This is a genomic window from Paenalcaligenes sp. Me52 (assembly GCF_050487965.1).
Lineage (GTDB): Bacteria > Pseudomonadota > Gammaproteobacteria > Burkholderiales > Burkholderiaceae_B > Paenalcaligenes.
Window position 1 is genome coordinate 1,054,076 of the sequence record NZ_JBKQFO010000001.1, and the last position, 23,002, is coordinate 1,077,077.

The window sequence follows — 23,002 nt, forward strand, 5'->3', positions numbered from 1 at the left end:
TTTCCACTACTAATTTAAGAATTATTCTCATTATTGTTACTAATACTAAGTTCTTGATTTGAATTGGGAATGAGAATAGGTATCATTAGTTCCGCTGTAAGAGGAACGCTGCCAAAAGAGCAGAAGGCCAACAGCAAAGGCTAAACCCAGAAAAAAATTGGAAGTGGTCAATGAAATCTATATTTACCGTCAAGCGTTTGCCGCTACTCGTGGCTGGTGTATTTGTTGCCAGCGGAGCTGTGGCTCAAGAAAATCGTGCAGTTCAGCTGAATTCCGTCGTGGTGACGGCTACTGGCTTTGAGCAGGACATCAAGGAAGCACCAGCTTCCATTTCTGTGATCACCCGTGAAGACTTAGAAAACAAGTTTTATCGCGATGCTTACGATGCGTTGCAGGATGTGCCTGGCGTGATCGTGACCGGTGGTGGTGACAGACGCGATATCAGCATTCGCGGTATGAGCTCTAAATACACGCTAATCTTGATTGACGGTAAACGTCAAAGTTCTACTGAAACACGTACTAACTCGGATTCTTCAGGTGTAGAGGGCGGTTGGACTCCTCCATTGTCAGAGATTGAACGTATTGAAGTGGTGCGTGGCCCTATGTCGTCGTTGTATGGCTCTGACGCCATGGGTGGTGTGATCAACATCATCACTCGTAAAGTACCAGAGCAGTGGGGCGGTTCTATCCGTTTAGACACTACTTTGCAATCGCACAGCCGTTCAGGTGATATTAACCAAGGTAACTTTACGGTAGGCGGCCCTATTCAAGAGGGTTTGTTGGGCTTGCAAATGTACGGTCAGTACACGCACCGCGATGAAGATAATATCTACAACGGTTACCGTAAACGTAATGCCTACGAAGTAGGTGCGAAGCTAAGCTTTACACCATCAGCCAATCATAGCTTTGTATTGGAAGGCAGCTCTAAACGCCAGCAGTACAACAACACGCTGGGCAAAACGGTAGACCCGACAACACCTTGCGGTCGTAACGGTTGTCCTAGCAGTTCTGAAACTGATTACCGTGGTGAGAAGGCCTCGCTGACACATAATGGTGACTGGGGTTTTGCTACATCGGATAGCTATGTGCAGCAAGAGGACTTTAACAATAAGTCTCGCTCTATGCGCATCAAAAACACCGATGCTCGTACGTCGTGGGTAGTTCCGCTAGGTGATCACCTGCTGACAGTAGGTGGTATGTATCAGTACCAGAAACTGACCGATAAAACCGGTAATCAGTTGAAGACCGGCATCCAGAAAATTGATCGTACACAGTGGGCATTGTTCGTAGAAGACGAATGGAGCTTAACCAACAGCTTTGCGCTGACTGGTGGCTTGCGCTTTGATCACGATGAAAACTTTGGTGAGCACTTTAGCCCACGTATTTATGGCGTGTGGTCTGTGAATGATTTCTGGACAGTGAAAGGTGGTGTATCTACTGGTTTCCGTGCGCCAGACTTGCGTCAAACCGTAGCGGGTTGGGGACAGGTTAGCCGTGGTGGCAACATGTACGGTAACCCGGACTTGAAAGCTGAGAAATCGGTATCTCAAGAGTTGTCGGTGATGTATGACACCTTGGAAGGTTTCTCCGCTGGTGCGACTCTGTTTAATAATGATTTCAAAGACAAGATCACTCGTGTGGCGTGTCCAGCTACCAAGTGTACGGATGGCCCTAACCAGTTTGGTTCAGACCCCACCACTTACGAGAACGTAGATAAAGCGATTACTCGTGGTATTGAAACCAACTTCAGCTGGGATATGGCTGAGGACTGGACGCTGAAAGGTACCTACACCTTCACCCACTCCAAACAGAAGAGTGGTCCTAATGAAGGTCAGCCTCTGAACCAATTGCCTAAGCATATGGCGAGCGTGAGTGTGGACTGGACACCGACAGAGCAAATCAATACATGGGCGCGCTTGAACTACCGTGGTAAAGAAAGCCAGCCGGTGTTGACTGCTTCTTCGTCTGATTTCAGAGCACCGTCCTACACCTTTGTGGATCTGGGTGCGAGCTACAAGTTAAACAAAAACGTAGACTTGTATGCCGGTATTTATAACGTGTTTGATAAACAAGTGACCTACGATGACTACGAATACGTAGAAGATGGTCGCCGTTACTGGTTAGGCTTAGGCGTACGTTTCTAAGTACGACAAGGCTAAGAAGACAAAAGGCATGCAGAGTTTGCATGCCTTTTTGTTTTAATTTGTAAGCTGAGCAGTAAGCGTTATTTTCTGCAAAAGCGGCTTGTCATATAGGTGTGAGCTTCGTATGATCGCAGCGGAACGTTTTTTTTGCGTGATAGGTGGAGTATGAAAACAGTCTTCATCGTTATAGGGGCTGCGGTAGTAGCCTATTTGTTGGCCAAGGGTTTATGGGCCATTTTTTATAAAAAACATAAGTAAGTAGGGATTAATAATGAGTATCCAGGCGAAGTCTGGGAAAGTGTTGGGCTTTCTCGGTGTGGTGGCAGTGTTGTTTGTCGTTGTGATGTTGGTAGCCTTTGATGCCTTCTTTCAGGTGGACCAGGGTGAGCGTGGTGTAGTGCTACGTAACGGGAAAATTGTGAATGTGGCTGAACCAGGTTTAGGGTTTAAGACCCCAATATTGGATTCTGTGCGCTTTATTTCTGTACGTGATCACAACGTAACCATGCCACTGGAAGCCTACTCATTTGACCAGCAGCCCGCCAATATGAAGGTTTCCGTTACCTATCGTGTACCTGTTGATCGTGTGGCTGATTTGTACAGTGAATACGGCACACTGGAAAATTTACAGGCTCGTGTGATTGAGCGTCGTACTCCGGATGCAGCTAAAAACGTATTCGGTAAATTTACAGCGGCACGTGCTATTCAGGAACGTGAAAAGCTGGGCGTAGAAACAGTGCAAGCGGTGTCTGCCGTGATGCGTGATGCGCCTGTGCAAGTGGTGGGTGTGCAGGTGGAAGAGGTGGGTTTCTCTAAAGCTTACGAACAGTCTATTGAACAGCGTATGTTGGCGCAGGTGCAAATTGAAACCACACGCCAGCAAGAGCAAACAGCAGAAATTCAAGCCAATATTCGTGTAGTGCAAGCCAGAGCAGAAGCTGATGCACAACGTGAGCATGCCAAGGCAGAAGCAGATTCCATCCGTATGCGCGGTGATGCGGAAGCGGAAGCGATTGAGGCCCGTGGTCGTGCATTGGCCGCCAACCGTGGTTTGGTGGATTTGATTGCTGCAGAAAAATGGGATGGTGCCTTGCCAACGACACAAGTGCCAGGCTCAGCCTTGCCATTTATCGGTGTGAGATAAGTCGCAACAGAGTAATCACACCTGCTGTGTGGGTGTGAGTAGATGGGAGTAATGCAAACGTTAAGGCGTGGCATTATTCCCATTTTTTATGTCTGTAGGATGTGGTGTAATTTATTATTAAAAAACATGGTTATGAGAATTATTATCATTTATAATCTTTGCTAGAGGTGTATGTACCTAGATTTTTGATATAGCTAAAGGAAGTTTATGTTTGTCGCATCATCCGTGCGTAGTCTGCCGCGTCAATGGTTGTGTAGCACAGCATTTGTGTTGTGTGGTGTTTTTTCTCAACCTGCATTAGCGGTCACTCCCGCACCGATGCCTAGCCCAGAATATGCTCTGCAAGTGGGATATTTGCAGGATGCTGGTGAAGGTTTGTATGAAGTGCAGGTGAATCCAGAAAACTCGTTAGTGATGACTGCTGTGATAGACAGAGCCAAAGCGAGTGACGATCTGGGTTTTGTGTATGCGTTTGATATACAGACTATGGAGCCTCGTTGGAAAACAGCGATGCCTCATCAGTCTTTTTCATTGGCTCAAGACACCGCCAATAATAAGTTGTTCGTTGGGCATGGTAAGAACAAGCCTTTGCGTATCAGCCGTATTAATGTGACAACGGGTGAGTTGGAGCAAACGGGTGAGCGCTTGAAAGTACAGCCAGAAGGTTTTGAGGGCACCGAAGGTCTGCGCCACATGGTATATGTGCCAGAGGCTAATGCTCTGTTTGTGGTGTACAGCTCTACCAGTTCAGAGCAAACCGGCAAACAGAAAACGCATAAGTTGTTGGTGGTAGATCCACAAAGCTTAGAAGTGATCGGTGAAGTAGAGGGTGCTTATCCTTCTACGGGTTATGCATTGTCTTACGATCCTGCAGAGAAAATGCTGTACACCGCAGGCCAGTTCATCAACAAAATTGATCCTATTAGCCGCAAAGTAGTAGGTTCAGTAGATGTAGCAAAAGCTGATCCAACTATTACTAATATTCTGGGGTTGGCTGTAGACAGTGCCAATAATCGTGTATTTGCCGCTCACAATATCTTCCGCTCTGAAGGCGAGGATGATGGCGTGTATGTGTTTGATTTGAAAACTGGCAAACAATTGGCGTTTGTGCGCACTGGCCGTGGCAGTATCAGCATCAGCTACGACCCTATTCGCGACCAAGCGTATGTAGCGAATTTCCGTGCGGGTACTATTAGTGTGATCAACGGCAAAGACTACCAAGTGAGCCGTCAATTTACTATAGGGCCACTGCCTAATGAAATGGCTTTGGATAGCGACAACAATCAGTTGTTTGTGGGGCTGAAAGAAGTGTATAGCCCTAACTCGTCTACAGGTGATTTTGTAGCGGGTGCAAAAGAGCGTTTACTCAAAGTGAACTTGCCTGTTCGTTGATGTAAGCAAAGGCCCCGATCGTGAACTCCCACGCGGGGCCTTATTTTTGATTAGCGTATTTCAGTCGTCGCAGCAAAAACATCCGGGCTGCGGTAGCGTGCAATCACGTCTTCTAGCGTTTCATCGCTGCCACCTTTACGTATCAACCAGTAGTTCAACGCCGACATCTTAATAAGAAAATCTTTACAGTGTTGTCGTGCTTGGCTGGTAGCGTGGTAGGCAATTCCCAGCACTTGAGCTTTCATCAGATTAGGCTCTGTATAGAAGTGCTGTAGCAAATTTGTGTGTACTTGAGAGAGCAAGCTGGCGTGTTCACCAAAGTCTTTTTGACTAATGTGCTGCCAATACAGGTCTTCTTTGCCCGCAGGGATGAAAGAATCTACCCACTGTCTATAGTCGGTATCTGTCAAGATCGAGAGTACCATTTGGCGCAGAACATCTTGATCAGCTGACTCAATAGGATGCTCGTGGCAGTAAGTGGCTAAGGTACAAACCTCATCCAGCAACGCCATATGGCTGGCGTTTAGGTGGTTATAGCTATGCATCAGTTGCGCTAACCCCTCTCTAAACTCAGTAATCTGTTTTTGACCATCCTCAATGCTGTCTAACAATGGCGTGATTTGATAGTTGTAAGCACAAATAGTGTGGAAAAAATCACTGATGTTGTTCGAGGTGTTTTTAAGTGACTGCTTTAATGTGTCTAGGTATTCGGGACGGTTTTCCAGCATGGCAGACAGCTTCTCTGTGCCACGGCTCGTTGCGTTATGCAGTGGCGAGGCCTGCACCACAATCTGCTTGATGTATAGCGTAGAGAGTGTGCCCAGTGCTGCCTGAAACTCATTCACGGTGACAGCGCGCACCGACTCATCTAGCTGTCTACGTTTGGTCTCTCTGTTCTTCAGTCGCTGATTAATCAAGAAGGTAATCGCGGATGCAAGAATGGCCAAGCTGGTGGCGATATCAACGCCCAACTGTAGGGATGTGATTTGCATAGTGGGGAATAGGGCAGCTACTGTGCCAAGATTAAAAAACAGGTCGCAGAAAAAAGAAGGTTTTAAATCTGCGACCTGTTTTTGTCAAGAAAGAAGCCTCTACGGCTAGTGGGCTACGTTCAGCGTTTAGTTGCCAAAGCGCCAGCCTACGTTCAGTTTGACGTTACGGCCAGTGCCTTGCCATGAGCTAGGGTTGGTGGTGGCGTAACCGGCTTGTGGGTCGGTGTAGGCTTTGTTTAGCAGGTTATCAATGCCGAAGTTCACGCTAACTTGTTTGTTGATCTGCCATGAGGCGTACAGGTCAAGCAAGCTATACCCAGCGGCACGAGGTGCTGTTGCGGAAGAGCGTTCGGTAGAAGCAGTGGACGACCAGCGTACACCGTAATCCAAATCGTTATCTAATGCGCGAGCACCCACGGTGAATACTACACGTTTGAGTGGTGCGTTATTCAGTGGGCGGCCACTGTAGGTATCCGCTGTGGCCAGTGAACCATTCAAACCAGCATAGAAGTTACCAGTGTCGTAGCTGCTGTCCAGTTCAATCCCTTTCAGGGTTACTTTGCCTACGTTCTGGTATTGGCTATAGCTTTGTTTACCTACCTTGAACTGTTCGCGGTCAATGTAGTCACGTACACGAGTGTGGTAGAACGACAGCTTAGTGCGCAGTGCATCATTAGGCATGAAGACGGCATTGTGCTTGAGGTTTACTCCCAGCTCTACAGTAGAAGCGCTTTCAGGTTTTAAGTTGAAGTTGGGCAGATACTCTAGTCTGGAACCGTGCCCGCCCACGCGGAAAGCCTCGGCCAACGATGGCGCTCTAAAGCCTTCTGCATACGTAATGTAGGTGGTAACGCCTTCTATAGGTGTGATACCTAAGGTCAATCGCGGTGAAACGCGATCTTTGGTGAAACTGTGGGTGACTTGGTCTGTATCTTGACCACGCAGTTTGAAGCGGTCATAGCGAAGTGCACCAATCACTTGAATCCATTGGTTGTAATCTGCTTCCCATTGGCCATACACACCAAAAGCTTTGCTGTCGCCTGAACCAAAGTTTTCGTGGTCAGATCTACCTTTGATCTCAAAGCCATCACCACCGTAGTTCAGCGTGTGATTCCAGCTGCCTGCAGCAATAGTGGAGAGGTTTTTTAACGCCCAGCCGTTGGTGCGTACACGGTACTCACGGCTATCGCCGTCGGTGACGCGGCTTTGGTCGCTAGTGGTAGCGCTGCGGTAGAGTTCGGCCTGTAAGTTAATGAGTGGATTGGTTGGGCTGTTAAAACTGTAGCGCAGGTTGGCTGTGTAGGTGTCGGTATCGGTGTCATCCACACTTAGGGTAGAGCTGCTAGAGCCTGCAGAGCGGCTGCTTTTGTAGCCACTACCATAACGCAACCAACCTGCTTTAATTTCGTGACCGGGGGCGGGGCGGTAGCTGGCTTTCACCAACTGAGAGTTCTGGTTTTGGTCGCTATACAGAATCTTATTGCCGTCGCCGTCTTTTTGGTCGTCGCGGCCGCGGTTAACAGTGCTCACCAAAATTTCTGCGTTGTCGGTGACGCGCACAGCACCAATTGTGCGGGCGACCCAGCCTTTGCCGTTACTTTCGTAGCCGCCTTTAACGCCAACGGCTACATCTTCATCATCTTCAAGGTAGTCACGCCCATCGATGGTTTCAAAGCTGATGGAGCCACCAATACCGCCTGAGCCGTAAACGCCAGCAACAGGCCCACGTATTACGGTGACGGCTTTAAGCATGTCAGGGTCAATGTAGAACGAGCCATTACCAGCGTGGCTAGGTCTACCAAAGTCTTGTCGTACGCCATCAATGGTCACAACCACTCGGCCATATTCTTGCAAGCCACGAATGTTTACGACTGCGCCTGGGTCATCACCGGTATTCGCGGCATTCACGCCTGGAATCTGGTTCAACAGCGTAGCTGGGCTAGAAGCGTTTAGCAGGTTGATATCGTGCTGATCTAAACCGGATACGTTATCCAGCGCATCAATGGCCTGTTGCTCACGCTGGCTAGAAGACACAACGATCTTGTCTAACTGAACGGCGGTTTGAGCCCACAATGTGGCGCTACTTTGGATGCTAAATAATGCGGCAAACAGTAGGGAGTGCTTTAGTAATTGTTTAGCAAGCTGAGGGTGTGACTTAGAGCTATCGGTCGTGGCAAGAACCGAAGTGGAGTACAACATAAACTACCTTGTAATGTTAATAAGAATAATAATGATTATTATGAAATGAAAATCTTGGGGATTCTATCACTAATGATAACTATTCTCAATTAAGGTGTTGTGATGTGCGTATTCCCCACAAATGGTGGTGTGGTGAGTAGCTAAAAGGGATCGGTAAATGCCGGAGGACGGCAGAAGAAGAAGAAGAAGAAGAAGAAGAAGAAGAAGAAGAAGAAGAAGAAGAAGAAGAAGAAGAAGAAGGCCGCCATAGCGAGGTGCAATGGCGGCGAGTGCAATTAGCTCTTCACTGCAATGACTTGAATTTCTACAGTCAGTTCTGGTGCAGCCAGTTTGGCTTCTACGCAAGCACGAGCGGGGGCGTGACCCGCTGGAACCCAGGCATCCCATACCGCGTTAAACGCAGCAAAGTCAGCCATGTCTGTTAGCCATACATAGGCAGAAACTACAGCTTTTTTGTCGGTGCCAGCATCAGCCAACAACTGATCAATATTTGCCAGAATTTCTGTGGCCTGAGCAGCCGTATCACCATCACGTTGGGTTTTGGCGACTTGACCAGCCAAAACAACCATTTCACCACTTAGGGGAAAGCTAACGACTTGGCTCATACGAGCATTGCTATGCAAACGGGTGATCATCGATTGTTCTCCTCAATACAAATGAAAAAGTGCAGCCATGGGAGTAGGCTGCACGGGTGATTTACTGTGTGTTGCGGCTAGCAGGTAGCAGGCGCAACAGGCGGAATGCTTCATGTCTATCACCACCTCTATGGCCTATCCATAGTACTTCAGTGTTGTTAGGTGGGGGCAGCTCACCTTTCTCAAGATCACGGCGGTTTAACTGTTGAAGAATCAAATCACAACGTTGGTCAAACACTAGATCTACATTACTGAACGCATAAAATGAGGCGCGTTGGCCTAGGCCTACACCTTGTCCACGTACGCATCCGTTTGCGGCTTGATGGGTTTGTAAGGCGGTAGAGAGCTCATTGGAAACACTGCGGTAACTGCGGGCGTAATCCAGCGATGGCAGCCACAATGTGACTAGTAGCAACCACGTGACCAGCAACCCACCAGCCGACAGCACCGTGCCGCGCCATAAGCCCGGCGGATGGCGACGAGTACGCCATACAACTAAGGCAATCCAGCCAAGAGAGCCTAGAACCGCGAGTGTTAAGGCAGGAACGGAAATAAAGGTTTCAAACCCCACCGTTTGGCGTGCAATGCTTTTCGCAATTTTTGGTGGCCAGCCGCTTTGTTGTGCCACCCAGCCCAACCAGACGGTCGCAGCAGTGAGTGAAAAACACATGACGGCAAACCAGTCTAGCGTGTTGATAATGCTACGTCGTAGTGTGGGTAATGCAAAGGCGGCGAGTACAGCGCTAGGAATTGCTAACAGAGCTAGTTCTGGCTCAGATGGATTGGTCTGTACCAGTAGTGTCAGTAGCGCAGTAATAAATAAGCAGCCGGGCAGCAGCAAATGCGGTGCACGCAGCCAGTGTCTCCAGTTCCATACGGCGAGTAGTGCCATGGGCCATGTGGGCCACAAGAACCACAGTAAATCACGCAGGGCTTTGTATAGGCCAGTTACGTTAGGCCAGCCAAAGCTGGAGTGATTCCATAGCAGCCATTGTTGAGTCCAGTACAGGCTGAAAGCGCGAGCAGGGAACCACCAGAGTAAAAATAAGGCGATACCAAGCACAATAGCTACGATCTGCCATTTAAAAATGGAGCGGAAAGGGCTATGGAATAGAGGTAATAACAGGCTGGCTAGGAAAATAGGCGTGGCACCTACTGCACCACGAGTCAACAGGGCGCAAGCCAAGGCAATACCCAGTAGCAATGTGCCGGCGGCGGGTCTATACAGTTGCAAACTTAAGGCAAAAAATGCCAGCGCCTGAAATGCCATGATGGCAGGCACATGCGAGGTTTCATGCATGCGCCATAAAATACCTACCGTCGCAATCAGGAACAGCAAGGTGGCATCTGCCAGCATGCGGCCATATTCAGCAGGGGTGGGCTCACCACCAAAGGGTAATGGTAGAGGCTGGGCTTCTCGGCGTTTGGCTAAGCGTAAGGTGCCGTGCCACACGCAATAACTCATGAGACCAAACCAAAGCAGGTTGGGTACACGAGAGGCAAGAATCAGACTATTTAATTCGGTGGTGAATAGCGCAAAAATAGGTGCAAATAGTGTCATGCACGCTAAGCCTACCCACGTAACGAGTGGGCCATTTTCTGCATAAGCCAGACTGCCAACCTGAGGTAGTAATACTGATAGCACGCCATCGTTGTTCATGGCGGTTAGCATGGTGGCTAAACCAATCACGTCATCGGTTTTCCATGGGTCACGGAAAATCAGCCCCGAAAGTATATAGATCAGGCCTACAGCAATCAGAATACTGCGAGGGAGCTTGGCGGCACCGGGTGAGGTTAAGCGCGCGGGGGAGTATGGTTGTGAGGTATGCACAAGTCAGGCGGAATGAATGATTCGTGACAAGAATTATAGCGGAGGCGTAGACGGGGATGTGCAGGACATAAAAAAAGGCAGCCGTGGCTGCCTTTTTTACCCATGCAAAGCAGATTAGCTGCTTTTGCGTGTGCCAGCTGTGCGAGCAAAACGGGCGCGGAACTGTTCAACGCGGCCTGTTTCAACGATACGAGTTTGAGCACCTGTGTAGAATGGGTGGGACTCGGATGTTACGTCACACTTAAACAGTGGGTATGTTTTGCCATCGCGTTCAATTGTGTCACGTGTGTTAACAGTAGAACGAGAGATGAAGCTGTTACCTGTTTGTTGATCCAGGAATACAACGTCGCGGTATTCTGGGTGGATGCCTTTTTTCATGATGCCTTCCTGTTGTTCGTAAACGGATCGCCAACAGATGTATAAAATGATCTGCCACGTGCCCTAAATAATCACAAAATTCTAGCATTGACTGCTTTTTTAATAAAGTACAGCCAACAAAAAAAGCAGTTTATACCGAATAAGAAATACAGGATGTTGTTTTACGGTGATGGCTGGCTTGTTACAACAAGTGGTTTTCAGCCATGGATGTGGCGTATCCGGGGGTAATAATTAAGTGATCCACTAGCTGGATGTCTACCAGTTGTAGGGCTTGTTTTAAATGTTGCGTCAATGAGATATCGGCTTGGCTGGGCGTGCTGATTCCTGAGGGATGGTTGTGCGCCAAGATAATGGCGCAGGCGTGGTGTTGTAATGCCGCGCGTACGAGTTCTCGTGGGTAGACCGAGGCTTGGTTGATTGTGCCTTTAGCGATTTCTTCGGCAGTGATCAGTTGTAGTTGGTTATCTAGATAGAGTGCTAGGCAATGCTCTATAGGTTGGTGGCCTATACGGGCGATGCAATATTGTTTGACGGTTTGTGGTTGATTAAGGGTGGGACCGCGCTGTAACTGTTCTTGTAAGGCACGTCGGCTAATTTCACTAATGGCCAAGACCTCGCAGCTTTTAGCCTGACCTATGCCGTGTAGCGTTTGTAGTTGGTCTGCGCTACTAGCTAGTAGCCCTTGGAAACCATGGAAGTGCTGTAACAGAGCGTGGGCCAAGTGCAGCACATTTCCCTGCCTTGAGCCGGTGCGAAGTACAATGGCGAGCAACTCAGCATCCGAGAGTGTAGTGGCCCCGTGACGCAATAGTCGTTCTCTAGGCCGTAAATTATTTAAGGATTTGACGCTTGATGCCATGAGTAGCACTAAAATAGCAGGTTGATTGTTGAATTACAGATAGGATGACAGGCTTTGGACGCTCAAACCGATGCCAGTGATGTGATTGTCCGTGAGGACTCTTACCTGACACTGCACTATTGCATTCAGATTATGTCGGGTCCCGCCGCGGGAACCATGTTCGCCAACACCTTTGATGGCCACCCAGCTACCTTGCAGATGGGAGTAGGGCAATGGTCTGCCGGGTTAGAAGCTGTGCTGCTAGGTAAGCCTGAAGGCGCCACCTTGCATGCTGATTTAACGCCTGAAGATGCCTATGGCGAACGTAATCCTGCTTTGTTGCAGTGGATTAGCCGCGAAATGCTGGCCGAGAATGTCGCGCAAGACGAACACTTTGCACCTGGCGACATGGTCGAGTTTAAAGCGGTTAATGGCATGCGCTATTCTGGCGTGTTGAAGCAGTTGGATGAACATGCTGCCTTGTTTGATTTTAATCACCCCTTAGCGGGGGCGAAAATCCGTCTGGATGCAAAGATTTTGGGAGTGTTATGACTACTACACAACACGAGTCACTGACTGAACTAGATATAGTCTTGGCACAGCCGCGTGGCTTTTGTGCTGGGGTAGATAGAGCTATTGATATTGTGGAACGAGCCTTGGAATTGCATGGCCGTCCCATCTATGTGCGTCATGAAATTGTGCATAACCGCTACGTGGTAGAAAACCTGCGTAACAAAGGCGCGATTTTCATTGCTGAGTTGGACGAGGCACCAGCTGGTTCCATCGTGGTGTTTTCTGCCCATGGTGTGTCGCTGCAAGTACGTGAAGAGGCCGAGCAGCGCGGGCTGAAAGTATTTGATGCTACCTGTCCATTAGTGACCAAAGTGCACGTGGAAGTCTCTCGTATGCGTAAAGATGGTCGCGAGATCATCATGATTGGTCACAAGGGGCATCCCGAGGTAGAAGGTACATTGGGTCAAGCAGATAGCGGTATGTACCTAGTAGAAACAGTAGAAGACGTACTGGGCCTAGAAGTTACTAACCCTGATAACTTGGCGTTTGTGACCCAAACCACGTTGTCGGTGGATGATGCGGCACAAGTGGCTCAGGCTCTGCGTGAGCGCTTCCCGAACATTGTAGAGCCGAAGAAAAGCGATATTTGTTATGCCACACAAAACCGCCAAGATGCAGTGAAATTTATGGCACCACAATGTGATGTGGTCTTGGTAGTGGGTAGTGTGAATAGTTCCAACTCTAATCGTTTACGTGAAGTGGCAGAACGCAAGGGCGCACGAGCCTACTTGCTGGATGACCCTGCAATGATTCAACCTGAGTGGTTGGATGGTAGCAAGCGTATTGGTGTGACCGCAGGTGCGTCGGCTCCCGAAGAGTTGGTCGCTAAAGTGTTGGATCGTTTGCAAGAACTAGGTGCTCGTTCGGTGCGTACCTTGGATGGCGTGGAAGAAACAATTTCTTTCCCTCTGCCTCGAGAGTTGTCCCGAAAAATCGAAACCAAGTAACGAAATTTTAAGTTTCAAGATGTTGCTCTGATTGGGCCATGGTTTCAAAGTGTTAAATAACTCAAATCGTGGCAGAAAACATCAGGGTTTATACTGGAATTTCGTTATGATGATACAGTTTTGAATCTTTAATCTAAATTATTGCTCCATCAAGGTGATCAATGAGTAAAACTAAAATAGTCGTAGGTGCGGTGGTCGTATTGGGTGCGGCATACGTAGGCGCAAGCTGGTATGTAGGTTCCAAAACAGAACAAGTCATCACTGAACAGCTAGAAAAAGGCAATGCTAAGCTGGCTCAACAAGTGACTGGCTCAGACTACATGCGCATGGAAAAAATCAGCTACGAGCGTGGCGTGTTTTCCTCGTCTGCTGTGTATGCTCTGAAAGTAAGCCTGAACGGTAAAGAAGGTGAGTTCCGCTTTGCTGATAAGTACAGCCACGGTCCATTCCCTATGGCCGCACTGTCTTCTGGTATTTTCTCGCCAATGTTGAGCTACAGCCAGACCATCTTGATGAACGAAGCTGATGGTACTGAATGGTACAAAGTGGCTAACGGCGAAGTGCCTGTTAAAGCCGACAGCCAAGTGAAATTTAGCGGTGCTGTAAAAAGTCATCTGGTGTTTGCTCCTATCAAAGTAGAGTCCAAACGAGGTGTGTTGCTAGAGACTTCTTTGGCTAACGTGTACTTGAACATTGGCAAAAACTACGTCAGCACAGATAGCGTTGCTGATTTGGCATGGGTTGGTATCAGCGAAGCCGGCAAAGGCGAACGCATGCTGCTGAGCGACATCACTTTAGAGGCTGCTAGCACCGATAAAGAAGACGTAGTTTCTAGCACGTATAAAGGTACAGTAAAGCGCACAGAGTACAGTGCAGCGGCTGAAGACGTAGTGGTAGTGTTGGATAACCTGAGCTTTGATGGTGAAGGCGTTCAAACAGGCACAATGCTGAACGAAGCCACTGTGAACTACGGCCTGAGCAAATTGCAGATCAATGGCGGCGACTACGGCAGTTTTGATTTCGGTTTTGGTCTGAAAAACATCGATATCAAAACACTGCAAGAATTGGGTGAAGTAAGCGATGAGTTGGATGACAACCCAGAAGTTGCTGAAACTTACTTGCTGCGCTTGTTGGAAAGCAAACCAGAAATCAGTATCAAACCTGCTTCCTGGAAAAACACAGGTGGCGAGAGCGTAGTTAACGCTTTGGTGGCTTTGCAACCAGCCTTGGATGAAGAAGATCCATTGGCTGCTGTGAACAACCTGACTATCGATGCTTCTTTGTCCCGTAGCATGGTTAGTGCAATCTTTGGTACCGAAGAAGGTTTCATGCGCTCCATGATCGACATGGCGTTTGACGAAGGCTCCAAAGAATACGCAGGCATGGGCTTGGTGAGCTACGACGGTAAAACCACCAAAATGGATCTGAAATATAACTCCGCTGACGGTACAGTGGTGTTGAACGGCAAAACAATGAGCTTTGAAGAGTTCTTTATGCTGTTGATGGAATCCGGCTTGGGCAATCTGTTGATGTAATCTGTTAAATACAGATGCTTAAAAAACCTGCTGGTAAGTTTTCCAGCAGGTTTTTTTATGGGTTTAGGGTGTGGTGTCCACAAGTGAACTACGCTCAGTCTAGCCAGATAGAGTGTGTTCTAGCATGACATGACGGCGGTGTAACGACGGTTAACACGCGTATTTCATCAAGGTGAGTGATGAGTAAAAAGAAAATAGTCCTAGGTGCAGTAGTGGTATTGGGTGCCGTGTATGTGGGGGCGAGTTGGTATATAGGTACCAAGACAGAAGCCATGATTGCAAAGCGTTTGGTGTCCGTGAACGAGAAACTGGCGGAGCAAATCACCAATGACAACGAATTTGCTCGCTTGGAACAAGTCAGTTATGAGCGCGGTGTGTTTTCATCGTCAGCGGTATATGTGTTGAAAGTGAGCACAGAGAAGCGGAGCAGTGAAATGCATTTTGCTGCAGAGTACAGTCATGGCCCATTCCCCATCGCGGCATTATCGGCAGGCGTGTTCTCGCCAATGCTGAACTATAGCCAGATCATCGTGATGAACGAAGCAGAGGGTACTGAGTGGTATCAGGCAGCGAATGGCGAGGTGCCGGTTAAGGCTGATAGCCAAGTGGGGTTTAACGGCACTGTAAAAAGCCACATCACTTTTGCACCTGTGAAGGTAGAGTCAGCTAAAGGCACAACGTTGAAAACTTCAGCGGCTTACCTCTATGTGGATGTGAGCAAAGACCTTAGTTCAGTGAATGGTTCACTGGATATAGACAAGCTAGGGATCACCGATACGTTGCCAGGTAGAAGTTTGCACTTTGATGGTATTCACGTGAGGGTAGAGCGCACAGAGCAAGAGAATGGCGTAGTTTCTGGGCAGTATGAAAGTAGCAGCAAGCGTTTTGAGTTCAGTTCTCCTACAGAAAGTGTGGCCGTGGTAATGGATAATTCCGCTGTCCAAATGTCTGGGGCATGGACCGATAAGCTCATCAGTCATGCGGCAGTTAACTATGATTTAGAGGCGGTACAGCTTAATGGTTATGATTTTGGCGGTATCACGCTTGGCGTTGAGTTGAAAAATTTAGACCTACAAGCAGAGCGAGCATGGAAGCAGGCCAGAATAGAGTTTAAGGATAATCCTGAAGTGCTTAAACGGTATGCACAGGATTTCCTGAAAACTAGCCCTGAGGTATCCATTAGCCCGTTGGCTTGGAAAAATAGTGGGGGTGTAAGCGAGGTCAATGCCATGATTGCTTTTCAGCCCATAGAGGATGAGGCAGCGCCTTGGCCTATGATTAAGAATTTGTCATTGAACGCTTCATTGTCTAGGGAGATGATTGGTTCGATAGTTAAACCCACAGAAGCCGTGATGCGTACCATGGTAGATAGAATCTTTACTAAAGGGGCGCAACAGTATGCCAAGTTGGGTTTGGTTCAGTACGACGGAAGCAAGGCGACTATAGCGCTGAACTACAACTCTGCAACCGGTAGCGTGGTGCTGAATGATAAAATCATGAGTTTTGAAGAGTTTTCTCGCTTGTTAAGAGGCTCTGACTTGGGCAAAGCGTTGAAATAAGCCCTTGGTAGTGAAGATAAAAAAACCTGCTGGATAGTATTCACCAGCAGGTTTTTTTGGACTTGATTACGGCGTTGTGTAGTCAGTTAGCGATCAAGGTAATTAGTCAAAAGACACCAAACCTGCCTCTTGTAGTAACTGAGCTGTTTCGTACAGAGGTAACCCCATGACACCGCTGTAGCTACCGTCTAAATGTTCTACAAACGTTGCCGCTAAGCCTTGTATGCCATAAGCGCCAGCTTTACCCATGCAATCGCCACTAGCGCAGTAGGCACGAATTTCATCTACAGAGAGTGTTTTAAAGCGTACGTGGCTGGTGGAAATGCTACGAAACTCTAATTGGCCATGTACCAGCACAATAGCTGTATGTACTTGATGAGTATGGCCTGATAAGCGCGCCAGTATGCTGGCGGCGTGTTCTCGGCTATCTGGCTTACCTAAGACCTCACCTTGCAACTCTACGGTGGTGTCGGCACATAAAATAGCTTGCCCTGGAACGATGAGTTGTTGAGCGTGTAAGTGCACCGTAGCACGTTGCGCTTTTTCTTGAGCGGTACGGCAAACATAGTCTAGAGGGGACTCATTGGCGTAGTGTGGCTCGTCCTCACCTGGGGGAGAGGGTATGTCTACCACGTTATGAGCAATACCGGCTTGTTGCAGTAGCTCGTGGCGTCTAGGGCTGGCAGAGGCCAGTAGTAAAGGGTGTGCGAGTTTATACATGCGGTTAGTGTACTTGCAGTATTTGCATGCCGTTTGTGCCACCTTGCGGGTGATACAGATCGCCTTGCGTCAAAATTACCCAGTCTCCTGATTGCACAATATGGTGCTCAATCAAGCAGTTAATGGCTGCTTGATTGACAGCCTCAGGGGCATGGGCAGCAGCATCAAATGGCATGCTGTAAACACCTCTGAATAGTGCTGCACGGTTTTGGGTGGATATGTGTCGGGTAAAGCAAAAAATGGGTACGCTGGAACGTATGCGTGACATGATTAACGGTGTTCTACCGCTTTCACTTAGGCTGATGATGGCCTTGATGCCGGGGAAGTGGTTAGCAGCGTACATGGCAGAGAGTGCAATGGTGTCATCGCAGCGGTCAAAACGTTCCCATAAACGGTGTTGTGAGCGTTTGTTGACGGGCTCTTGCTCAGCACCCACACAAATGCGTGCCATGGCTGCTACTGCTTCTACGGGGTATTTACCGGCGGCGCTTTCACCCGACAGCATGACTGCATCCGTGTGATCCAGCACAGCATTCGCGACGTCCGATACTTCGGCTCGTGTCGGAATGGGGCTGCTCACCATAGATTCCATCATCTGCGTAGCGGTAATGACCAGTTTGTTCAGGGTGCGAGCATGTTGGATGATACGTTTTTGAATGCCTACCAAGCGAGCATCGCCAACTTCAACACCTAAGTCACCACGGGCTACCATCACGCCATCGCTGGCGGAGATAATGTCATCTAGCGCTTCGTCATCGGCAACGGCTTCAGCGCGTTCAATCTTGGCAATGATCCATGCGTTGCTGCCCGCTTGTTGTACTAGCTCGCGTGCTTGTTGCATGTCGCGGCCGTAGCGGGGGAAGGATACAGCGATGTAGTCCACTTCTAGTTCGGCTGCCAGCAGAATGTCAGCGCGGTCTTTGTCGGTGAGGCTAGGGGCCGAAATACCGCCGCCACGTCGATTAATGCCTTTATGGTTGGATAGCTCTCCACCCGCTGTTACGGTGGTGTAGACCGCATTGTTTTCGACTTTATCTACCTGCAGAATGATTCTGCCGTCATCCAACAGTAATTCGTCGCCGGGGGCGCAATCTTGCACTAATGGCGGGTAATCAATGCCTACGATATTTTCATTACCGGCGTCGGCAGGGTGGTCATTAGACAGCACAAAGGCTTGGCCATTTGTCAGCTCTACGCGAGTATTGGCAAAGCGGGCAATACGAATTTTTGGGCCTTGCAAATCGCCCATGATGGCGACATAGCGTTGATGTCGTGTCGCAATCTCGCGTACCAGTTTGGCTTTGCGTCGGTGGTCGTCTGCGCTACCGTGTGAAAAATTCAGACGGGCTACATCCATGCCTGCCAGAATCAGTTGTTCAATAATGGTGGCGGACTCTGAAGCCGGCCCTAGGGTGGCTACAATTTTGGTACGACGTTTGGACACAAGCGCTCCTCAACTGCGATGATAGGGATGACCAGTGAGCATAGACCATGCTCGGTAGAGTTGTTCTACCAGCAAGATACGCACCATAGGGTGCGGTAAGGTCAGCGACGAGATGCGTATCTGCTGCTGACATTGTGCCTTAAAGCTAGGGTCCAAACCATCTGGGCCGCCAATGATAAGCGCTATATCGCCTGTCTTATCACGCCAGGTTTCCAGTTGAGTTTTGAGGTGTTCGGTAGTGAGGTCTTTACCGCGTTCGTCCAGCGCAATGCACCATGCTCGTTCAGGGATAGCGGCTTGTATGCGTTTAGCTTCAGCTTGCATCATTTGTGCAGGCGTTTTGCCACTGGTGCGAGGTTCGGGTTTGATTTCTTTGAGTACGACAGCGTAATCAGCAGGCATGCGGCGCGCATAGTCGTCCCAAGCCTGTTCTACCCAGGCCGGCATACGCGTGCCTACAGCAATAACATGGATTTTCATGAGCGAATATGACTGGAGCATCCGCTAGGGATGCTCCAAGAGTAGGGATTAGTCTTCGTCAGACTGATCGTGCTGGAAGGGTTCGTGCAGTACGGGACGTGTGGATTCTGGTAGCAGAGTCACAGCCACGGGTTTGTCACCCCAGATTTCTTCCAGGTTGTAGTACTGGCGAATAGTAGGCTGCATACAATGCACCACGATATCGCCCAAATCTATCAGCACCCATTCACCGGTGTCTTCACCTTCGTGAGCCAGAACTTCCATGCCGTTTTTCTTGGCTTTTGCAATGATATGGCTAGCCATAGAACGGGTTTGACGGTTAGAGGTACCGCTAGCGATGACCACACGATCAAACAAGCCTGTCAGGTGGGTGCTGTCAAAGACGCGAATGTCTTGTGCTTTGACATCTTCCAAAGCGTCGATCACAACGCGTTGCTGTTTTTCTAAATCTTTCATAAATCAGTATCTGTTGAGTTGGCCGTTTGGCGATAAAGCCCCTCAGCCTGTATGTAATGAGCCACGGCAGGATCCAGTAAATCGGTAGGATCTTGGTGTAGTGCCAGTATGTGGCGAATGTGACTGGCCGAAATATCCATAGGAGGGAAGTTCAGCTGATGCAGGGTTTTGTGTTGTTGTTGCAGTTCCGCAGCTAAGGCTGCTGGTGTGTTGTAAGAGGACCCGGGGCGCTTGGCTACAGCCAGCTCAACATGTTCCAGAATTTCTTGCCAGTGATTCCAGCTGCAGAAGTTCTGTAATTGATCAGCACCCAATATCCAGTAGTATACCGGTCCTTTGGGTAGCTGTCGCAAGGTGTCAATCGTATATGTTGCACCGCCGCGGTTAATTTCACTACGGTTAATGTGTAGTTTTGGGTTGTGCACGCATGCTAATTCCAGCATGTGTACACGTTGTTCAGGGCTTGCTGCTAATGGCGCGCGTTGCCATGGATTAGCTGCAGGAATTAGCTGCAGAGTATCCAGTTTTAGCTCTGCCAGAGCACGTTCTGCCAGAGCGATGTGGGCTCGGTGTACAGGATCAAAACTGCCACCGAGCAATCCTATGTGTTGTTGCTCAGCCATTCGCGTGGTTTTAGAAAGTCAGCCAGTTTGGCCTCTGGGGAGTCAGCTTCAGGCGCCCATTGGTAACGCCATTTCACTATAGGTGGCATGGAAAGCAGGATGGACTCGGTACGACCGCCTGATTGCAGTCCAAACAAGGTGCCTCGGTCAAAGACTAAGTTGAACTCTACGTAACGGCCACGTCGGTATGCTTGGAAGTCGCGCTCGCGCTCGCCGTAGCTGAGGTGACGGCGTTGTTCCACAATAGGAATGTACGCTTTAAGGAAATGATCGCCTACAGATTTAACCAGCTCAAAACTGCGATCAAAACCTTCCTCGTTCAAGTCATCAAAGAAAATACCACCAATGCCGCGAGTTTCGTCACGGTGTTTCAGGTAGAAATACTCATCACACCACTTTTTATAGGCGGGGTATTTCTGCTCGCCAAATGGCGCTAAGGCATCGGCACACTTTTGGTGAAAATGACGAGCATCTTCTTCAAAAGCATAATAGGGGGTGAGATCCAGACCACCACCAAACCAGAATATGGTGGGTTCGCTTTCATGCCTAGATTCGGCAATAAACAAGCGCACATTCATGTGAGTGGTGGGGACATAGGGATTATGAGGGTGCAGAACCAACGACACACCCATGGCTTCCCATGGACGTCCAGCCAGTTCAGGACGCTGTGCTGTGGCGGACGGGGGCAGTGTTTTGCCTTTAACATGGCTAAACAATACTGCACCACGTTCGAACAGATTACCTGCTTCCAAGTAACGCGACAGACCGCCGCCTCCTTCTTCACGTTCCCACTTATCAGCTTGGAACTTGCAACCATCAGCAAGCTCCAGATGTTTAACAATACGCTGTTGTAGGTCCAAGAAATAGTCACGGACGTCGGCGACGGAATGGTTCATGCAATATCCTCTTTTACGGCTTAGGACTCGTCGGTACTAGGGATGGCGCGCCAGCCAATATCGCTGCGGAACTGTTTGCCATCAAATTGGATTTGAGCAGCCGCCGCATAGGCTTTGTCTTGGGCACGACGAATAGAATCACCTAATGCCGTTACGCACAGCACACGGCCACCAGAGGTCAGCAGTTGGCCATCTACCAGTTCGGTACCAGCATGAAATACCATGCAGTTGTCGGTGTCTTCAGGCAATTGTTGGATGACATCGCCTTTGCGCGGGTTTTCTGGGTAGTTGGCAGCAGCCATGACTACGCCCAACGCGGTGCGACGGTCCCAATCGATGTTGGCTGTATCCAGTTCGCCTGCAATAGCTTGTTCCAACACTTCGCTAAAGTCGTTCTTGATGCGCATCATGATAGGTTGCGCTTCAGGGTCGCCCAGACGGCAGTTGTATTCCAAGACTTTCAGTGTACGAGTACTGTCTGGGCCATCGCCAATCATTAGACCGGCGTACAGGAAACCAGTGTAAGGAATACCGTCTTTTGCCATACCTTGGATGGAAGGCAGAATGACTTCGCGCATGATGCGGTTGTGCAAGGTGGGCGAAACGATAGGGGCGGGGGAGTATGCTCCCATACCACCAGTGTTCGGGCCTTCGTCACCGTCTTTCAGACGTTTGTGGTCTTGGCTTGTGGCCAATGGCAGTACGTTTTTGCCATCACACATGATGATGAAGCTGGCTTCTTCACCTGTGAGGAACTCTTCGATCACCACACGAGCACCCGCATTACCAAACATGCCACCGCCCAACATATCGTCGATAGCTGTCAGTGCTTCGTCTTCAGTCATGGCGACGATTACGCCTTTACCTGCTGCCAAGCCGTCAGCTTTTACAACAATAGGAGCGCCTTTTTCGCGTACGTACGCTTTAGCGGCTTCCAGATCGGTAAAGGTTTGGTATTCAGCCGTAGGAATCTGGTGACGTACCATGAATGCTTTGGCGTAGTCTTTAGAGCTTTCTAGCTGAGCTGCAGCTTTGGTGGCACCAAAGATTTTTAACCCTGCTGCACGAAAAGCATCTACTACACCAGCCGCCAGAGGGGCCTCAGGGCCAACAACGGCCAGTTCAATGTCTTCGTTGCGGGCAAACTCTACCAACTGGTCTACATCGGTAATAGGTACGTTTTGTAGACGTTCGGCAGTTGCCGTGCCCCCATTACCAGGAGCAACAAACACCGTGCTGACACGTTGTGATTGGGCGAGGCGCCAGGCTAGGGCATGTTCACGGCCCCCGCCGCCAATGACGAGTAACTTCATAGGATTTCTGAGAAAAAGGGGCTAGACGCCCCACAGGGTTAACAGGATTATTCGGTTTCATCCATGACGGCAGTGGTGTAGACCTCTTGCACGTCGTCTAGGCCCTCTAGGGCATCTAGCATTTTTTGCATTTTTTTAGCGTCATCACCTTCTAGTTCAGTTTCGCTCAATGCTTTCATGATGACGTCACTGACTTCAGGTTCTAGTCCAGCATCGGTAAATGCTTGTTTGACTGCTGCGTAGTTGGAGGGTGTGCAGACTACTTCGATTAGACCTTCTTCGTCGGTCATGATGTCATCTGCTCCGGCCTCTAGGCCGACTTCCATAATTTTGTCTTCATCAGCACCGGGGGCAAAGAGAAACTGCCCACAGTGTTGGAATTGGAACACAACTGAGCCATCAATACCCAGATTTCCACCATGTTTGCTGAATGCGTGACGTACATCGGATACGCTGCGCTGACGGTTATCGGTCATGCAGTCCACAATAACTGCAGCACCACCAATGCCATAACCTTCAAATCGGATTTCTTCGAAGTTCGCGCCATCTGCACCACCGGCACCGCGCTGAATCGCACGGTTAACGTTGTCTTTTGGCATGTTCGCTGCAGCAGCTTTCTCAGCGGCCAAACGTAGACGGGGATTGGAGTCGGGGTCGGGCCCACCTTCGCGTGCTGCAACGGTGACTTCACGGATGATTTTAGTCCACAGCTTGCCGCGTCTGGCATCTTGACGCCCTTTGCGGTGCTGAATATTCGCCCATTTACTATGTCCGGCCATAACTTCGTACCAATTTAAAAATTAGAAAATTTCGTTTCAGATCACTATTTTAACCTGTGCGCAAAACTTCGCCTGCACTACACTGGCAGCATCAGGTACCTGTAGTATATAGCAGGCTATTTTT

At 49.1% G+C, this 23,002-nt stretch carries 21 protein-coding genes; 7 read left to right on the plus strand and 14 right to left on the minus strand.

The genetic code is table 11. The features are described 5' to 3' along the window. The first annotated feature begins 170 nt into the window (after nucleotides 1–170). From ACLO87_RS04910 to ACLO87_RS04920, 3 genes are all read left to right on the plus strand, one after another. Nucleotides 171–2,144, plus strand: coding sequence for a ligand-gated channel protein (locus ACLO87_RS04910; RefSeq protein WP_135866809.1), 1,974 nt, complete (start codon nucleotides 171–173; stop codon nucleotides 2,142–2,144). Between the two features lie 271 nt (nucleotides 2,145–2,415). Continuing rightward, a complete protein-coding gene (locus ACLO87_RS04915; RefSeq protein ID WP_135866811.1) occupies nucleotides 2,416–3,288 on the plus strand; it encodes a prohibitin family protein in 873 nt (290 codons plus the stop codon). A gap of 207 nt (nucleotides 3,289–3,495) precedes the next feature. Continuing rightward, a complete protein-coding gene (locus tag ACLO87_RS04920; RefSeq protein ID WP_135866591.1) occupies nucleotides 3,496–4,680 on the plus strand; it encodes a YncE family protein in 1,185 nt (394 codons plus the stop codon). Between the two features lie 50 nt (nucleotides 4,681–4,730). Here ACLO87_RS04920 and ACLO87_RS04925 read toward each other — a convergent pair whose 3' ends face one another. From ACLO87_RS04925 to radC, 6 genes are all read right to left on the minus strand, one after another. Next, nucleotides 4,731–5,672, minus strand: coding sequence for a hypothetical protein (locus ACLO87_RS04925; RefSeq protein WP_135866593.1), 942 nt, complete (start codon nucleotides 5,670–5,672; stop codon nucleotides 4,731–4,733). A 126-nt stretch (nucleotides 5,673–5,798) separates the two neighbouring features. Further along, nucleotides 5,799–7,871 (minus strand): TonB-dependent hemoglobin/transferrin/lactoferrin family receptor, encoded by a 2,073-nt coding sequence (locus ACLO87_RS04930; protein WP_430222928.1) that lies wholly within the window; start codon nucleotides 7,869–7,871, stop codon nucleotides 5,799–5,801. Nucleotides 7,872–8,146: 275 nt separating this feature from the next. Next, the gene (locus tag ACLO87_RS04935; RefSeq protein WP_135867007.1) at nucleotides 8,147–8,506 is read right to left on the minus strand and encodes a RidA family protein; all 360 of its coding nucleotides are present in this window, start codon (nucleotides 8,504–8,506) and stop codon (nucleotides 8,147–8,149) included. 61 nt (nucleotides 8,507–8,567) lie between these two features. Then, complete coding sequence (locus tag ACLO87_RS04940; RefSeq protein ID WP_430222929.1) at nucleotides 8,568–10,337, minus strand: ArnT family glycosyltransferase; 1,770 nt, start codon at nucleotides 10,335–10,337, stop codon at nucleotides 8,568–8,570. Between the two features lie 114 nt (nucleotides 10,338–10,451). Continuing rightward, nucleotides 10,452–10,715: a type B 50S ribosomal protein L31 gene (locus tag ACLO87_RS04945; protein WP_135865579.1), complete on the minus strand. Its 264-nt coding sequence runs from the start codon at nucleotides 10,713–10,715 to the stop codon at nucleotides 10,452–10,454. 181 nt (nucleotides 10,716–10,896) lie between these two features. Next, entirely contained in the window at nucleotides 10,897–11,574 is a 678-nt protein-coding gene (gene radC, locus ACLO87_RS04950; RefSeq protein WP_135865581.1) for a RadC family protein, read from the minus strand. Nucleotides 11,575–11,628: 54 nt separating this feature from the next. On the opposite strand from radC, the gene ACLO87_RS04955 reads away from it, so the two are divergent. The 4 genes from ACLO87_RS04955 to ACLO87_RS04970 all read left to right on the plus strand — a co-directional run bounded on the left by ACLO87_RS04955 (nucleotide 11,629) and on the right by ACLO87_RS04970 (nucleotide 16,167). After that, the gene (locus tag ACLO87_RS04955; RefSeq protein WP_135865582.1) at nucleotides 11,629–12,105 is read left to right on the plus strand and encodes an FKBP-type peptidyl-prolyl cis-trans isomerase; all 477 of its coding nucleotides are present in this window, start codon (nucleotides 11,629–11,631) and stop codon (nucleotides 12,103–12,105) included. After that, entirely contained in the window at nucleotides 12,102–13,073 is a 972-nt protein-coding gene (ispH, locus tag ACLO87_RS04960) for a 4-hydroxy-3-methylbut-2-enyl diphosphate reductase (protein WP_135865584.1), read from the plus strand. Before ACLO87_RS04955 ends, ispH begins: the two co-directional genes overlap by 4 nt. A gap of 161 nt (nucleotides 13,074–13,234) precedes the next feature. Further along, entirely contained in the window at nucleotides 13,235–14,608 is a 1,374-nt protein-coding gene (locus ACLO87_RS04965) for a YdgA family protein (RefSeq protein WP_430222930.1), read from the plus strand. Between the two features lie 179 nt (nucleotides 14,609–14,787). Beyond that, entirely contained in the window at nucleotides 14,788–16,167 is a 1,380-nt protein-coding gene (locus tag ACLO87_RS04970; protein ID WP_430222931.1) for a YdgA family protein, read from the plus strand. 102 nt (nucleotides 16,168–16,269) lie between these two features. Here ACLO87_RS04970 and ACLO87_RS04975 read toward each other — a convergent pair whose 3' ends face one another. The 8 genes from ACLO87_RS04975 to ACLO87_RS05010 are packed head-to-tail and all read right to left on the minus strand — an operon-like array spanning nucleotide 16,270 to nucleotide 22,878. After that, entirely contained in the window at nucleotides 16,270–16,887 is a 618-nt protein-coding gene (locus ACLO87_RS04975) for a Maf family protein (RefSeq protein ID WP_135865588.1), read from the minus strand. Between the two features lie 4 nt (nucleotides 16,888–16,891). Further along, nucleotides 16,892–18,331, minus strand: a complete 1,440-nt coding sequence (pyk, locus tag ACLO87_RS04980) for a pyruvate kinase (protein ID WP_135865590.1) — start codon at nucleotides 18,329–18,331, stop codon at nucleotides 16,892–16,894. A 9-nt stretch (nucleotides 18,332–18,340) separates the two neighbouring features. Further along, the gene (gene rlmH / locus ACLO87_RS04985) at nucleotides 18,341–18,811 is read right to left on the minus strand and encodes a 23S rRNA (pseudouridine(1915)-N(3))-methyltransferase RlmH (RefSeq protein ID WP_135865592.1); all 471 of its coding nucleotides are present in this window, start codon (nucleotides 18,809–18,811) and stop codon (nucleotides 18,341–18,343) included. A gap of 48 nt (nucleotides 18,812–18,859) precedes the next feature. Then, nucleotides 18,860–19,267, minus strand: a complete 408-nt coding sequence (gene rsfS, locus ACLO87_RS04990) for a ribosome silencing factor (RefSeq protein WP_430222932.1) — start codon at nucleotides 19,265–19,267, stop codon at nucleotides 18,860–18,862. Continuing rightward, nucleotides 19,264–19,890: a nicotinate (nicotinamide) nucleotide adenylyltransferase gene (gene nadD, locus ACLO87_RS04995; protein ID WP_135864706.1), complete on the minus strand. Its 627-nt coding sequence runs from the start codon at nucleotides 19,888–19,890 to the stop codon at nucleotides 19,264–19,266. Before nadD ends, rsfS begins: the two co-directional genes overlap by 4 nt. After that, complete coding sequence (gene hemF / locus ACLO87_RS05000; protein ID WP_430222933.1) at nucleotides 19,869–20,786, minus strand: oxygen-dependent coproporphyrinogen oxidase; 918 nt, start codon at nucleotides 20,784–20,786, stop codon at nucleotides 19,869–19,871. Before hemF ends, nadD begins: the two co-directional genes overlap by 22 nt. 20 nt (nucleotides 20,787–20,806) lie before the next feature. Continuing rightward, nucleotides 20,807–22,099 carry a phosphoribosylamine--glycine ligase gene (purD, locus tag ACLO87_RS05005; protein ID WP_135864702.1) on the minus strand — a complete coding sequence of 431 codons (1,293 nt, stop codon included), beginning with the start codon at nucleotides 22,097–22,099 and terminating at the stop codon, nucleotides 20,807–20,809. Nucleotides 22,100–22,146: 47 nt separating this feature from the next. Further along, nucleotides 22,147–22,878, minus strand: coding sequence for a YebC/PmpR family DNA-binding transcriptional regulator (locus ACLO87_RS05010; RefSeq protein ID WP_135864700.1), 732 nt, complete (start codon nucleotides 22,876–22,878; stop codon nucleotides 22,147–22,149). Between the last annotated feature and the right edge of the window lie 124 nt (nucleotides 22,879–23,002).